The sequence below is a fragment of the Streptomyces sp. NPDC058646 genome (genome assembly GCF_042716875.1).
Classification (GTDB): domain Bacteria; phylum Actinomycetota; class Actinomycetes; order Streptomycetales; family Streptomycetaceae; genus Streptomyces.
The window spans coordinates 1-13,531 of record NZ_JBHXRK010000034.1; the positions used below are offsets into that span (position 1 = coordinate 1).

Annotated in this window: 16 protein-coding genes; 7 read left to right on the forward strand and 9 right to left on the reverse strand. The window is 73.0% G+C overall.

Going from position 1 to position 13,531, the window contains the following annotated elements:
• Nucleotides 1-100: 100 nt before the first annotated feature.
• Nucleotides 101-1,120 carry a LuxR C-terminal-related transcriptional regulator gene (locus ACFWUZ_RS31225; RefSeq protein WP_384380375.1) on the reverse strand — a complete coding sequence of 340 codons (1,020 nt, stop codon included), beginning with the start codon at nucleotides 1,118-1,120 and terminating at the stop codon, nucleotides 101-103.
• Between the two features lie 137 nt (nucleotides 1,121-1,257).
• Between ACFWUZ_RS31225 and ACFWUZ_RS31230 the strand changes: the two genes are divergently transcribed.
• Nucleotides 1,258-2,502 (forward strand): ATP-grasp domain-containing protein, encoded by a 1,245-nt coding sequence (locus ACFWUZ_RS31230; RefSeq protein WP_384380378.1) that lies wholly within the window; start codon nucleotides 1,258-1,260, stop codon nucleotides 2,500-2,502.
• On the opposite strand, the gene ACFWUZ_RS31235 is transcribed toward ACFWUZ_RS31230, so the two are convergent.
• On the reverse strand, nucleotides 2,478-2,849 hold the full coding sequence (locus ACFWUZ_RS31235) for a cupin domain-containing protein (protein ID WP_384380380.1): 372 nt from the start codon (nucleotides 2,847-2,849) through the stop codon (nucleotides 2,478-2,480). The two genes, ACFWUZ_RS31230 and ACFWUZ_RS31235, sit on opposite strands and share 25 nt — an antisense overlap.
• 74 nt (nucleotides 2,850-2,923) lie before the next feature.
• Nucleotides 2,924-3,646 carry a prolyl oligopeptidase family serine peptidase gene (locus tag ACFWUZ_RS31240; protein WP_384380383.1) on the reverse strand — a complete coding sequence of 241 codons (723 nt, stop codon included), beginning with the start codon at nucleotides 3,644-3,646 and terminating at the stop codon, nucleotides 2,924-2,926.
• 114 nt (nucleotides 3,647-3,760) lie between these two features.
• Between ACFWUZ_RS31240 and ACFWUZ_RS31245 the strand changes: the two genes are divergently transcribed.
• The 3 genes from ACFWUZ_RS31245 to ACFWUZ_RS31255 all read left to right on the forward strand — a co-directional run bounded on the left by ACFWUZ_RS31245 (nucleotide 3,761) and on the right by ACFWUZ_RS31255 (nucleotide 6,203).
• Nucleotides 3,761-4,909 carry an adenosine deaminase gene (locus ACFWUZ_RS31245; RefSeq protein WP_384380386.1) on the forward strand — a complete coding sequence of 383 codons (1,149 nt, stop codon included), beginning with the start codon at nucleotides 3,761-3,763 and terminating at the stop codon, nucleotides 4,907-4,909.
• A 139-nt stretch (nucleotides 4,910-5,048) separates the two neighbouring features.
• On the forward strand, nucleotides 5,049-5,309 hold the full coding sequence (locus tag ACFWUZ_RS31250) for a hypothetical protein (protein WP_384380389.1): 261 nt from the start codon (nucleotides 5,049-5,051) through the stop codon (nucleotides 5,307-5,309).
• A gap of 132 nt (nucleotides 5,310-5,441) precedes the next feature.
• A complete protein-coding gene (locus ACFWUZ_RS31255) occupies nucleotides 5,442-6,203 on the forward strand; it encodes a hypothetical protein (RefSeq protein WP_384380392.1) in 762 nt (253 codons plus the stop codon).
• Nucleotides 6,204-6,238: 35 nt separating this feature from the next.
• On the opposite strand, the gene ACFWUZ_RS31260 is transcribed toward ACFWUZ_RS31255, so the two are convergent.
• The 5 genes from ACFWUZ_RS31260 to ACFWUZ_RS31280 all read right to left on the reverse strand — a co-directional run bounded on the left by ACFWUZ_RS31260 (nucleotide 6,239) and on the right by ACFWUZ_RS31280 (nucleotide 9,575).
• Nucleotides 6,239-6,439, reverse strand: a complete 201-nt coding sequence (locus ACFWUZ_RS31260) for a PspC domain-containing protein (RefSeq protein WP_384380395.1) — start codon at nucleotides 6,437-6,439, stop codon at nucleotides 6,239-6,241.
• Between the two features lie 37 nt (nucleotides 6,440-6,476).
• Nucleotides 6,477-7,049: a VanZ family protein gene (locus tag ACFWUZ_RS31265; RefSeq protein ID WP_384380398.1), complete on the reverse strand. Its 573-nt coding sequence runs from the start codon at nucleotides 7,047-7,049 to the stop codon at nucleotides 6,477-6,479.
• A 96-nt stretch (nucleotides 7,050-7,145) separates the two neighbouring features.
• Nucleotides 7,146-7,793: a PH domain-containing protein gene (locus ACFWUZ_RS31270; protein ID WP_384380401.1), complete on the reverse strand. Its 648-nt coding sequence runs from the start codon at nucleotides 7,791-7,793 to the stop codon at nucleotides 7,146-7,148.
• 36 nt (nucleotides 7,794-7,829) lie between these two features.
• Entirely contained in the window at nucleotides 7,830-8,489 is a 660-nt protein-coding gene (locus ACFWUZ_RS31275; protein WP_384380403.1) for a class F sortase, read from the reverse strand.
• Between the two features lie 75 nt (nucleotides 8,490-8,564).
• Nucleotides 8,565-9,575: a hypothetical protein gene (locus ACFWUZ_RS31280; protein ID WP_384380406.1), complete on the reverse strand. Its 1,011-nt coding sequence runs from the start codon at nucleotides 9,573-9,575 to the stop codon at nucleotides 8,565-8,567.
• Between the two features lie 243 nt (nucleotides 9,576-9,818).
• On the opposite strand from ACFWUZ_RS31280, the gene deoC reads away from it, so the two are divergent.
• Genes deoC through ACFWUZ_RS31295 form a run of 3 tightly spaced genes read left to right on the forward strand, consistent with a single transcriptional unit; the run spans nucleotide 9,819 to nucleotide 13,115 of the window.
• Entirely contained in the window at nucleotides 9,819-10,781 is a 963-nt protein-coding gene (gene deoC, locus ACFWUZ_RS31285; RefSeq protein ID WP_384380545.1) for a deoxyribose-phosphate aldolase, read from the forward strand.
• A gap of 5 nt (nucleotides 10,782-10,786) precedes the next feature.
• Nucleotides 10,787-12,223, forward strand: coding sequence for an aldehyde dehydrogenase family protein (locus ACFWUZ_RS31290; protein WP_384380410.1), 1,437 nt, complete (start codon nucleotides 10,787-10,789; stop codon nucleotides 12,221-12,223).
• Nucleotides 12,216-13,115 carry an aldehyde dehydrogenase family protein gene (locus ACFWUZ_RS31295; protein ID WP_384380412.1) on the forward strand — a complete coding sequence of 300 codons (900 nt, stop codon included), beginning with the start codon at nucleotides 12,216-12,218 and terminating at the stop codon, nucleotides 13,113-13,115. Before ACFWUZ_RS31290 ends, ACFWUZ_RS31295 begins: the two co-directional genes overlap by 8 nt.
• A 62-nt stretch (nucleotides 13,116-13,177) precedes the next feature.
• Here ACFWUZ_RS31295 and ACFWUZ_RS31300 read toward each other — a convergent pair whose 3' ends face one another.
• Entirely contained in the window at nucleotides 13,178-13,528 is a 351-nt protein-coding gene (locus ACFWUZ_RS31300; RefSeq protein ID WP_384380414.1) for a hypothetical protein, read from the reverse strand.
• Nucleotides 13,529-13,531 lie beyond the last annotated feature (3 nt).

The window sequence follows — 13,531 nt, forward strand, 5'->3', positions numbered from 1 at the left end:
TGCCCGCGCCGCGGGGCCGCCTCCACCTCTCAGTGGGGGTCCCCGGGGTGGTCTCCGCCGTCGCGGCGCCGCCCCGTCCGCCCCATACCCACGACAGGGCCTAGGGTGCGTCCGCAGGACCCGTTGCCGGGGGTGCGGGCTGGGTGGACAGCAAGTACCCCGCCTGGAAGCGGGACTTCGCGCCCACCGCCCGCATGATCTCCGCGATGTGGCGCTGGCAGGTCCGCTCCGACATGCCGAGCCGCCGTGCGATCACCTTGTCCTCCAGCCCCTCGGAGAGCAGCAGGACGATCGTCTGCCGCAGTTCGTCCGAGATCGACCGGGCCGCCTCCGGACTCACCGTCGTCGGAAAGGGCTCCGCCCCCAGCCAGGACCGCTCGAAGGCCGACGTCATGAAGTGCACGACGTTCGGCTCCCGCACCACCAGCGCCGCCCCGCTGCGGTCCGGCACCTCCATGAGCCCCGTGTGCTGGTCGAAGATCAGCATCCGCATCAGCCCGTCGCCCAGCGTCCGCACCTGCGCCCCCAGCGCCGTCACCCGCTCCACGTACGCCGCCGTGGGCCGCGAGTACCGGGCCGTGTGCTGGTAGATCGTCCGCATCCGGACCCCGCGTGCCAGCAGCGTCTCGTCCCGCCCGATCGACTCCTCCAGCGTCTCCAGCGGCCGGCCCCCGCCCGGCTGCGAGGTCAGCAGCTCGTCCCCGCAGGACGCGACCAGCTCGGCGATCAGACCCCGTACCGCCCCCAGGTCGGTGACCAGCTCCAGGCGTCCCGAGCCGCTCAGGTCCCGGTGGGCGGTCCCCGCCTCGTACGCGGGCACCAGCGCCTCCAGCCGCCCCCGCAGCCGGTCCATCTCCTCGTGGGTCTCCCGTGCCAGCAGGGCCAGCGGGGCGAGCGCCCGGGCGGCGGCCGCCCGGGGCGCCACCGCGCTCCACTGGTCCGGCCCACCGCCCGGGGCCCGCTGCAGCAGGTGGACGGCGGCCAGCTCGGTGACGGCTGCGGCCGCGCGCACGCCCAGGGCCTTCGTGGCCTCGGCGGTGTCGAAGGCGTGCCGTTCGACGGCGTACGCGTACAGGCGTCGGGCCGCCGGACTCAGTTCCTCGGCTTGATCGGCTGGCATATGCGTATTCGTCCCGGCCTGTGTCTGTTTATAAACCCCTCGTGTTCCCGCAAGGCGGCAAGACGATGCCTGCCCGGACGGTATCCGCATATGCCGAAAGGGCACAGTGGCAGCACGGCGTGAGGGGGGAGCGCGGTATGGGGAGCAGGACAGCCGGACCGGGGCGGGGGCCCGCGGCCGTTCTGCTGAGCCCGCACCCCGCCGTGCCGGCGGCCGCCCGCCGTGCGGGTGCGCACACCGTGGTGGTCGCGCCGGGTCCACCCGTGCCGACCGACCGTGAGGGGGCGGAGCGGCGGGTACGGGCCGACTGGCGCGACCACCGCCGCCTGGTCGAGGCGCTCGGCCGGCTGGCGGAGGTCCGCGCCGGCCACGCCGCCGTCTTCGGCTTCAGCGCCGCCGCGGCCCTGTCCGCCGCCCGCGCCAACGAGGAGCTGGGGCTGCCCGGCACGCCCACCGCCGCCGTCACCGCCCTCATGGACAAGGCCGCGCTGCGGGCCCGCTCCAACACCCTGCACCCCGGCCGGCCCGTCTCCTTCGTCCGCTGCGGCCGTGCCTCGCTCATCCCGTTCCTCACCGCCCTCATCGGCTACCCGTGCGTCGTCAAGCCGCGCGCGGGCGCCGGCGGCGAGGGGGTGTGCCTGGTCCGCGACGCCGCCGGGGCGCGGCGCGCAGTCGGCCGTTACCCGGAGGTCACCGACCTCCTCGTGGAGGAACTGCTCGAAGGCCCCGAACTCACCGTGGAGGCCCTCTCCCAGGCCGGCCGCCACCGCATCCTCGGCTGGGCCCGCCGGCTGACGGGCCCCGGCCTCACCACCACCGGCCACGACCTCCCCGTGGTGCTGGACACCCGGACCGCCGAGGCCGTACGCGCCCTCGTCCGCGGTGTCCTCGGCCTCGCCGGCCACCGCGACGGTCCCTCCCACACCGGGGTCGTCCTCACCGCGCACGGCCCGCGCCTCGTCGGGGCGCACGCCCGCCCCGGCGGCGAGGAGGTCGTGCGGCTGCTGCGGCTCGCCCACGGCACCGACGTGCTCGCCCTGGCCCTCGCCGCCGGTCTCGGCCTGCCCGCCCCGGAGCGGATCCCGCGCGCCGCGCACGCCGGACTGCGGTACGTGGACTTCCCGCCCGGCCGCCGCCTCGACGGGGTCCGGCCCCGGCTCGCCGCGGCCCGGGCGGTGCCGGGCGTGGTCCGGGTCCAGCTGGCGGTGCCGCCGGACGCCACGGTCCGGTCCGCCCCGACGGGCGGGCTGCACCACGCGTACGTCCTCGCGACCGGCCCGACGCCCGGTTCCCTGGCCGGCACCCTGGACCGGGCCGCCGGCCTGCTGGGGCAGGGACCGGCGGGACGGCGCACGCGTCAGCCGGAGACCGGCTTCGCGTAGGTGTCGTAACCGGTCCAGTCGAGCAGGACGCACTGTTCGTCGCCCAGTACCCAGGCGTCGTGCCCGGGGGCGATCTGGACGAAGTCGCCGGGGCCGATCTCCAAACTGTCCCCGTCGTCCATGACGACCTTCATGCGGCCGCTCACCACGTATCCCGTGTGGGCGGACTCGCAGCTGTCCGTACCGGCGATCGGCTTGATGTGCTCCGACCACTTCCATCCCGGCTCGAAGATGCCGCGTCCGACGGAACCGCCGTCCGTCTCCAGCAGGTCGAGCCGGCCCTTGCCACCGCCGAACGGCCGGGTCTCGTCCGCCTGGTCGAAGTTCTTGGACAACAGGCCAGCCATGGTCATCGCCTCCGTGGGGGAGCGCCCGAGTCCTGGTCCTTTCACTCTACGCGCGGGGCCCCGGGCGCGGCCCGTCACCGCCGCAGCGCCCGCCCGAAACCGGAGGCCAGCGGCATGCGCAGGCCCAGCGGCGGCGGAGCCGCCAGGGCGTCGGTGACCGGCCGCGAGTACGGCTCCGAGAGCACCGAGCCGAGGACGAAGTCCACCGCCAGGGCCACCACTTCCGCCTGGTGCTCCCGCAGCCCGTGGCCGTCCGAATGCACCTCGAAGCGGCACGTCGAGCGGTTCGCCTTCTTGGCCCGGGCCGCCAGCCGGAAGGATTCCTCGGGGTCGCTGCGGGAGTCGTTCGTGCCGTGCACGATCAGGACCCGCCGGCCCGACAGCTGTTTCACCGGTTCAGGCGCCCCGTCGCGGTCCGCCCCCGCTAAGGAAGGGGCCAGCGCCACCACCGAGTTGACGGCGTCGGCGCCGGCCGCCCGCAGCGCGGCCCGGCCCCCCGCGCCGTACCCGGCCAGACAGACCGGCACGTCGCCGTACCGGCGTACCGTCTCGGCCACCGCCCAGGCCGCCTGCTCCTCCCGGGGGGCGTCCCCGCCGTGCACGACGGCGTGCGCGACGAGCCCCTGTGCCCCGCCCGCCCGGGCCAGGGCCCGCGCGAGCGGACGCACCGGGCCGGGCGGGAACCTGGACGCCCCGGGGAGCAGGAGGACCACACCACTGACTGTCGAGCCCGACCCGTTCGCGCCGGCCGCCCGCCCCAGGCGGGCCCCGCGCGCCGGCGGCGCATGCTGTGCCATGGCGGAACAGTCTCAGACGCGGACGTGTACGCCATCCGTCCGCGCGGTCACTGTTACATAACCAGGGCCGCTGCGAGCACCCAGCTCTACGCGCGTAGGAGTTAGAGTGCGCAGATGACGAGCGAGACCCCTAACCTGCCGACCCCGGATCAGATCCGCCGCGCCCCGAAGGTGCTGCTGCACGATCACCTCGACGGCGGCCTGCGCCCCGGCACCATCATCGAGCTGGCCCGCGAGGCCGGCTACGAGAACCTCCCCGAGACCGACGCCGACAAGCTCGGCATCTGGTTCCGGGAAGCCGCCGACTCCGGCTCCCTGCCGCGCTACCTGGAAACCTTCGCGCACACCTGCGCGGTCATGCAGACGAAGGCGGCCCTCTTCCGGGTCGCCGCCGAGTGCGCCGAGGACCTGGCCGAGGACGGCGTCGTGTACGCCGAGATCCGCTACGCGCCCGAGCAGCACCTCGAAGCGGGCCTGACCCTCGAAGAGGTCGTCGAGGCCGTGAACGACGGCTTCCGCGAGGGCGAGCGCCGCGCGAAGGCCAACGGCCACCGCATCCGCGTCGGCGCCCTGCTGACCGCGATGCGCCACGCCGCGCGCGCCCTGGAGATCGCGGAGCTGGCCAACCGGTACCGCGACAACGGCGTGGTCGGCTTCGACATCGCCGGTGCCGAGGCCGGGTTCCCCCCCACCCGCCACCTCGACGCCTTCGAGTACCTCAAGCGCGAGAACAACCACTTCACGATCCACGCGGGCGAGGCCTTCGGCCTGCCGTCGATCTGGCAGGCCCTGCAGTGGTGCGGCGCCGACCGCCTGGGTCACGGCGTGAAGATCATCGACGACATCGAGGTCGCCGCCGACGGTTCCGTGAAGCTGGGCCGCCTGGCCTCGTACGTCCGGGACAAGCGCATCCCCCTGGAGATGTGCCCGACCTCGAACCTGCAGACGGCCGCGGCCGCCTCGTACGCCGAGCACCCGATCGGTCTGCTGCGGAAGCTGCACTTCAGGCTCACGGTCAACACCGACAACCGGCTGATGAGCGGTACCAGCATGAGCCGCGAGTTCGAGCACCTGGTCGACACCTTCGGCTACTCGCTCGACGACATGCAGTGGTTCACCGTCAATGCGATGAAGTCCGCGTTCATTCCTTTCGATGAACGACTGGCCATGATCAATGAAGTGATCAAGCCAGGTTATGCGGAGCTGAAGTCGGAGTGGCTTTTCCAGCAGACGGCTTCCACCAGCGGTTCCGTCTCGGCTTAGGCCATGGCGTGACCGAATGAGAGCGCCCGGGAGGAGCGATTCCCGGGCGCTTTCTCATATTTAAGGATGTTTGCGGGCCGGGGTTTGAAGTGACTAGTTTGCGGAGCCGCTCAATTCCCCGTCGCAAGGACACGTTTTCATGAAGCAGTCAGCTGCCAAGACCCTCGGTGCCGCCGTTCTCGGTGCCGCCTTCGCCGTCGCCGCCGCCGGTACCGCCTCGGCCGCCGTTCCGGCCGTCGGACTGGCCGACGCGCTGGGCACCGCCACCGGCGCGGTCCAGGGCCTCACCAGCCAGCAGCACATGGGCGCCGAGGGGGGCCAGCAGTCGAGCGACCCCACCTCCCAGGTCACCGGCCTGCTGAACCCGATCACCGGTGGTCTGAACGGCCTCGGCGGCTGACGCTGCCGCGATCCGAACGCGCGCGCGGCGGGCGCACGCCCCTTCGAGGAGGTGTGTGTCCCGCCGCGCCGTGTGCCACGATCACCACCAACTGCCCGCCGACGCACTGGGTATGAGGTTTCGGTCATGCGCATGAAGGCACGAGCGACTTGGGTCGCGCTGGTCCCCGCCCTGCTGTTCGCGGCCGCGGGCTGCAGCGGTACGGACACCCCCGCCAGCGCCCCGCCGGGCAGGACCCCGGCCCCCGAGAATTCCGCGGAGGCCTCCCCCGGCGCGCCCGGAAACCCGCCTGCGCCCCCCGGAGCCGCCGCGCCGAAGGCCGGCGGCAGCAGGCTGGAGCGGTCCGCGCTGGAACAGGGAGACCTGGCCGGCTACCAGGTCTCCGCACAGGGCAAGAACCCCAGCGCCCCCAGCGGCCAGCCGCAGGCGGACCGGAAGGCCTGCCAGCCCCTGGCCGACATCATGGGCGACAAGCCGGACCCGGCAGCGAAGGCGACCGTCGACCGCGGCATCGGCTCCCAGAAGCACGTCGGACTCGCCGTCTCCGCCACCGTCGCCTCCTACGCCGAGAGCGACGCCAAGGCGCTGATCGCCCGCCTCGAGGAGGCCGTCGCCGCGTGCGGCACCGGCTACTCGGCGACCGTCGGGAAGCAGACCGCCGCCTACCGCGACGTGCGGACCGCCGTCTACGGGACGAAGGGCGACGAGACCGTCAGCTGGACCACGACCGCGACCGGCGCGGGTGTCTCGGCCCCCGTGCACGTGGTCGTCGTACGGGAGGGCGACACCGTCGTGCGGCTGATGGCCCTCAACGTGGCGGCGGCCCAGCAGAAGGCACCGGTGCCGCAGGAAGTGGCCGACAAGCAGATCGAGAAGGTGCAGCGGGCCGGCTGAGCGCGCGGCCCCGGCGCACCGGGTGCCCTCCCGGTCTACCAGGCGGCGGAGGCGGACTTCTCGTTCGGCAGGAGCAGCCACAGCGCCAGGTAGACCAGGAACTGCGGGCCGGGCAGCAGGCACGAGACGACGAATATGACGCGCATCGTGTTCGCGGACATTCCGAAGCGGCGCGCCAGGGCGGCGCAGACTCCGCCGATCCATCGTCCGTCACGGGGGCGGGCAAGGGCGCTCATGGTTTCTCCTTCGTCGGGATCGCTTTCTTGCGATGTCTCAATACTCCCGCTGGACCGCTGACAGGACGTCGGTCCACGGGCCGAGCCCGACCCTGGAAATCCTCGGGGTGTGCCCCTGATAAACCGGCTGTGAACGCCGCAGGCGGGCCCGCAGGGCCGGCACGACGGCCACGTGCGCGCACACCATCCCGGCCGTGTTCAGCAGGACCGAGTCCACGTCGACGACCCGGCCCGGGACCGCGCTCTGGAGCATCTCGATGCTCAGCGAGATCAGCAGGCCCGCGGCGGCGGTGCGCACCAGCGAGGACCAGGCCGTCAGCGGCGAGGGCGCGAGCCGCCCGCCGACCAGCGGCAGGAGCACCCCGAGCGGGGCGAGCAGCGCCAGTCCCTCCCCGATCCGCCGGGCCGCCTCCAGCGGCCCGTACGCCAGGTCGGCCCTGATCCCCTCCAGCGGGGTCAGATTGGCCGCCGCGGCCCAGGGCACGTCCAAGGGCCGCAGGGTCAGCCAGCCGACGACGAGGAGATGGGCGGCCAGCAGGGCCCCGGCGAGGAGCCGGAGCCTCAGGGGGATGGCGGTGGCGGCACTGCCGCCGGCCTCAAGACGCTGCACACCTGCGAGGACGCGCCGGGCGGTAGCCCTGGTTCCGCGCGGACGGGGGGTGTGGCGGGGAGCACCCGCACGCACGGTACGGCCGGGCCGGGCGGGTCAGCCCGTCGCGAGGAGCACGGTCAGCAGCACGGCGCCGACCACGGCGGGCGCGATCACCTCGAACGACCAGCGCACGCGCACGCCGCCCTGCGCGCCGGGGCGCGAGGCCCCGCGCTCGGCCAGCGCCTGCAGCTCCTCCGCGATCCGGTCCGCGGTGGCCCGCTGGGGCTCCGCCGGCGCACCGGCCGGCTTCGCCTCCGGGGCGTCCGCACCCCGGCCGCCCGCGCGCCCGAGGCCCTTCAACTGCTGGCGGTTGACCTTCTTGCGCTCCCGCAGGGACACGGGGACCGCCCAGAGCTGGTACTTCGACCCCTCGGCCAGCGCCTCCACGGAGTACCCGGAGCGCACGGCGTCCACGGCGCCCCACGGCAGCTCGATGATCCGGAAGGGGTTGCGGACGCGCATCCGGTCGTCATTGGCGAAGACGGCCGGGCGGATCGTGTACGCCACGATCAGGGGGACCAGGCACAGGGCCGCCGCCAGCGAGATCCACGGGGTGTCGCCCGAGCCGCGCAGCACGCCGTCCCCGCACAGCCAGGCGAGCAGCGCGAGCAGCAGTACCCCCGAGACCACGCCCATGGAGGAGCGGTAGACGCGGTCGTCGTAGACCGGCTCGCCGGTCGGCTGCTGCTGCTGGCTGCTCATGCGGTCGATTCTGCCCCACGGTGCCGCCTGGGCATATCAGCCCACGAGATCGGCGTACAGGATGACGTTGTCGGGCCGGTGGCCGTCCGTGATCCGGCCGCCGCAGGTGATGACGCGCAGCTCCGGGCGGGCGGTGTCCCCGTACACCTTGTCGGTGGGGAACCGCTTCTTGTCGACCTGTTCCAGCTCCCGGATCCGGAAGACCGCCGTGCCGCCGTCGGCCCGCGAGACCGTGATCTCGTCGCCGGGACGGACCCGCGAGACGTCCTTGAGCACGGCCGGGCCCCGCGCGGTGTCGAAGTGGCCGATCAGCACGGCGGGACCGGTCTCGCCCGGGGTGACGCCCTTGGTGTACCAGCCGATCTTCTCCGCGTCGGCGACGGAGGGCACCTCGACGGTGCCGTCGGCGGCCAGGCCCAGCGCCGGCACGGGGGAGGCGTCCACACCGGCCGCGGGGATCCGTACCCGGACGGGCTCGGAGGCGGGGAGCGGGGCGGCCGTCGGGGGCGGGGCGGGGACGGCGGCGGGAGTGATCTCGGGCGGCGCGGCGCCCGCCGCCCCGGTGGCCGCCATCCCGTCCGGCGCCGCGGAGGTGACGGGGGTGGCGGAGGTGGCGGGGGTGGCGGGGGCGGCGCACCCGGCGAGGGCGGCCGGGAGGAGGGCGGCGGCGAGGAGGAGGCGTACGCGGGGGGCCATGGGGTGCTCCGGGAACGGGTGCGGCGGGCCACCGTGGAGGTGGCCCGCCCAAGGGAGGGGGTGGGGCGGGGTCCGTCAGCGTTGGGCGGCGCGGCGGCCGCGGAGGACGGCGAAGGCTCCGAGTCCGGCGAGGATCGCGGCGAGGCCGGTGCCGGCGAGGGCGGTGGTGGAGTCGCGGGTGTCCTCGCCGGCGGTCTCGGCGCCGGCGGCGACCCCGCCCTTGGGGACGACGGAGGTCTGGCCGGTGGTCTGCGGCTTGGTGGCGGCCGGGGTGGTGCTCGGCGTGGGGCTGGGCGCGACGGTGGGCTTCGCGGAGGGCTCGGTCTCCGGCTGCGGCTTCTGGACCGGCTTCTGGACCGGCTTCTGGGTCGGCTTCTGGAAGGGGTAGTCCGGGGTGCAGGACTTGGGCATCTTCGGGAAACCGGCGTGGCCGAACGGCATCTCGCCGCCCTGGACCTTCCACTCGAGGACGGGCTCGGCGGAACTCGGGTTCAGGATGCGGACGACGATCCCCGCGTCCGCGGTCAGGCTGGGGCGGGTCCGGGTCAGCGTGCCCCAGGCCTTGTCGGTGCCGGCCGTGAACAGCTCGACCTCGGGTCCCTTCGGGGAGGTCCACGCCCGGGCCTCGACGCCCGCGCCGAGGGACAGCTGGACCTGCTCGCTCCTGCACTCGGATCCCTGGCCCTTGGGGAGCGGGTAGGACCGGGTCGTGCCGTCCTTGGTCACGGTGAGGGTCTCGACGCGGCTCTCCCCGCCTCCGACGAGCGCGAGCCGGAGCCCCGCGACCGAGGCGGAGCGGTGGCGGTCGTCCAGCACCGCCAGGGGGGCGGCGGCGAAGGGGTCGCCCGCCTCCCAGTCCCTGCCGACGGCGTGGATCTTCGCCCGGGGGCCCTCGGACGTGTGGCGCAGGACCGCGACCACGCCGTGGTCGATGAAGACCGGGGTGCCGGACCAGCGGTGGTTCTCAGAGACGGACGCGGCCGCGGCGGCCTGCGGCGCGGCGGCGTACGCGGCGCCCGCGGCGGGCGCGAGGAGCGCTCCGGCCAGGGCGACGCCGAGGAGGGAGGTACGGGCGGCGGTACGCATAACGACTCCTTGGAGCGGGTGAGGAAAGGGGAAGGAGAGCCGCATGCCGCGTTGTCTCTGTCGGGTTTTCGTCCGGGTGAGTTTCTGGCGGGCTGCTGAGGACGAATTCAATGATCTTGTGTGCGCGGAGGATGCGCTTCCTGTCATGGTCGCGTAGCAGGGAGTGGAGGTGTCGATTCCATCGCGGATCCGGGGGAGGGGGTGACAGGTCGCTACGCGCGTAGATATGCTCATCTGGTGACCATGCCCACCACCCTCACCGCATTCGCTGACGTGACGACGTCCGACAGCGCGCTGCGCCGCTTCCTGCACGGGCTGCCCGGCGTCGACGCCGTCGGCCTGGAGGCCCGCGCGGCCGCTCTCGGCACCCGTTCGATCAAGACGACGGCCAAGGCGTACGCCATCGATCTGGCCATCTCCATGATCGACCTGACGACGCTGGAAGGCGCGGACACCCCGGGCAAGGTCCGGGCGCTCTCCGCTAAGGCCGTCCATCCCGATCCGACCGACCGGACGACGCCGATGACGGCCGCCGTCTGCGTCTACCCCGACATGGTGGCCACCGCCAAGGCGGCGCTGAACGGCGCCGACGTGAAGGTGGCGTCCGTCGCCACGGCCTTCCCGGCCGGCCGGGCGGCGCTGCCCGTCAAGCTCGCGGACACGGCCGACGCCGTCGCCGCGGGCGCCGACGAGATCGACATGGTCATCGACCGTGGCGCCTTCCTCGCCGGCCGCTACCTGGAGACGTACGAGCTGATCAAGGCCATCAAGGAGGCCTGCGTCCGTCCCGACGGCTCCGCGGCCCGCCTCAAGGTCATCTTCGAGACCGGCGAACTGTCGACCTACGACAACATCCGCCGCGCCTCCTGGATCGGCATGCTCGCGGGCGCCGACTTCATCAAGACCTCCACCGGCAAGGTGGGCGTCAACGCCACCCCCGCCAACACCCTGCTCATGCTCGAAGCCGTCCGCGACTTCAAGGAGCAGACTGGTGTCCAGATCGGCGTGAAGCCGGCCGGCGGCATCCGGACCACCAAGGACGCGATCAAGTTCCTGGTCCTGGTCAACGAGACCGTGGGCGAGGACTGGCTGAGCAACCACTGGTTCCGCTTCGGCGCCTCCAGCCTGCTCAACGACCTGCTGATGCAGCGCCAGAAGCTGAGCACCGGCCGTTACTCCGGTCCCGACTACGTGACGGTGGACTGATCACCATGGCATCCCTCTTCGAGTACGCACCGGCTCCCGAGTCCCGCTCGGTCGTCGACATCGCCCCCTCCTACGGGCTCTTCATCGACGGCGAGTTCACCGACGCCGCCGACGGCAAGGTCTTCAAGACCGTCTCGCCCAGCAGCGAGGAGGTCCTGTCGGAGGTCGCCCAGGCGGGCGCCGCCGACGTGGACCGCGCCGTCAAGGCCGCCCGCAAGGCCTTCGAGAAGTGGTCCGCGCTGCCCGGGTCCGAGCGCGCCAAGTACCTCTTCCGCATCGCCCGGATCATCCAGGAGCGCAGCCGCGAGCTGGCCGTCCTGGAGACCCTGGACAACGGCAAGCCGATCAAGGAGACCCGCGACGCGGACCTCCCGCTGGTCGCCGCGCACTTCTTCTACTACGCGGGCTGGGCCGACAAGCTCGACCACGCGGGCTACGGCGCGAACCCGCGCCCGCTCGGCGTGGCGGGCCAGGTCATCCCCTGGAACTTCCCCCTCCTCATGCTGGCGTGGAAGATCGCCCCGGCGCTCGCCACCGGCAACACGGTCGTCCTGAAGCCCGCCGAGACCACCCCGCTGACCGCGCTCTTCTTCGCCGACATCTGCCGTCAGGCGGGTCTCCCCAAGGGCGTCGTCAACATCCTCCCCGGCTACGGGGACGCGGGCGCGGCCCTCGTCGAGCACCCGGACGTGAACAAGGTCGCCTTCACCGGCTCCACGGCCGTGGGCAAGAAGATCGCCCGCCACGTCGCCGGCACCGACAAGAAGGTCACCCTGGAACTGGGCGGCAAGGGCGCCAACATCGTCTTCGACGACGCCCCCATCGACCAGGCCGTCGAGGGCATCGTCACCGGCATCTTCTTCAACCAGGGCCAGGTCTGCTGCGCGGGCTCGCGCCTGCTGGTCCAGGAGTCGATCCACGACGAGCTGCTGGACAGCCTCAAGCGCCGCCTGTCGACGCTGCGCCTCGGCGACCCGCTCGACAAGAACACCGACATCGGTGCGATCAACTCCGCCGAGCAGCTCGCCCGGATCACCGCGCTCGCGGAGACCGGCGAGGCCGAGGGCGCCGAGCGCTGGTCCCCGGCGTGCGAGCTGCCGTCCGCCGGCTACTGGTTCGCCCCGACGCTGTTCACCAACGTCACCCAGGCGCACACCGTCGCCCGCGACGAGATCTTCGGCCCGGTGCTCTCCGTGCTGACCTTCCGCACGCCCGACGAGGCCGTCGCGAAGGCCAACAACAGCCAGTACGGCCTGTCCGCGGGCATCTGGACGGAGAAGGGCTCGCGCATCCTCGCGGTCGCGAACAAGCTCCGCGCGGGTGTCGTCTGGGCCAACACGTTCAACAAGTTCGACCCGACCTCGCCCTTCGGCGGCTACAAGGAGTCGGGCTTCGGCCGCGAGGGCGGCCGCCACGGCCTGGAGGGCTACCTCGATGTCTGAGTCTTCTGTGACGCGGCTGAGCGTCTTCAAGACCTACAAGCTGTACGTGGGCGGGAAGTTCCCGCGTTCCGAGAGCGGCCGGGTGTACGAGGTGAGCGACTCCAAGGGCAAGTGGCTGGCCAACGCCCCGCTGTCCTCCCGCAAGGACGCCCGTGACGCGGTCGTCGCGGCACGCAAGGCCTTCGGTGGCTGGTCGGGCGCGACCGCGTACAACCGCGGCCAGATCCTCTACCGCATCGCCGAGATGCTGGAGGGCCGCCGCGACCAGTTCGTCCGCGAGGTCGGCGAGGCCGAGGGACTGTCCAAGTCCAAGGCCGCCGCCGTCGTCGACGCGGCGATCGACCGCTGGGTCTGGTACGCGGGCTGGACCGACAAGATCGGCCAGATCGTGGGCGGCGCCAACCCGGTCGCCGGCCCGTTCTTCAACCTCTCCACCCCGGAGCCGACCGGTGTGGTCACCGTGGTGGCCCCGCAGGACTCGTCGTTCCTGGGGCTGGTGTCCGTGGTCGCCCCGGTGATCGCGACGGGCAACACCGTCGTCGTGATCGCCTCGGAGAAGTCCCCGCTCCCGGCGCTCTCCCTGGGTGAGGTGCTCGCCACCTCCGACCTGCCCGGCGGCGTCGTCAACATCCTGTCCGGCAAGGCCGGCGAGATGGGCCCGCACCTCGCGTCCCACCAGGACGTCAACGCGATCGACCTGGCCGGGGCCGATGCGGCGCTGGCCAAGGAGCTGGAGATCGCGGCGGCCGACAACCTCAAGCGCGTCCTGCGTCCACAGCCTGTGGACGACTGGAGCGCCGACCCGGGCACGCACCGCATGACGGCGTTCCTGGAGACCAAGACCGTCTGGCACCCCACGGGCTCGCTGGGCGCGGGCGGGTCCTCGTACTGAGCCGACCCCTCCCACGAACCGGCCCCGGCAGCGTCCCCCGTGCTGCCGGGGCCTTCCCGTACCTACTTCTGCGGGAGCACCGGACCGAGCAGCGAGGACACGGCGGCGGTGGGCAGCTCGCCCACCGAGGAGCCGCGCGTCAGGCTGCCGGTGACCATGCCCGTACCGACGGCGGGGAGGTCCGCGATCTGGGTGGCCACCCCGTTGTCCAGCGGGTCCACGCCCGTGTTCGCGAGCGGGTTCACCTTCAGGTTCGCGATCGGGTTCGCGACGCCGGCCAGCGCCGCCGGGACGTCGAGTTCACTCGCCTGCGCCCCGCCCGCGGCCATCGCCAGGGCCGCGCCGGCCATCGAGACGCTCAGTCCTGCGGCGCGGAGCCGGTTCGGTCCGGAAGGAGCTGCGTGACGTGCCATGAG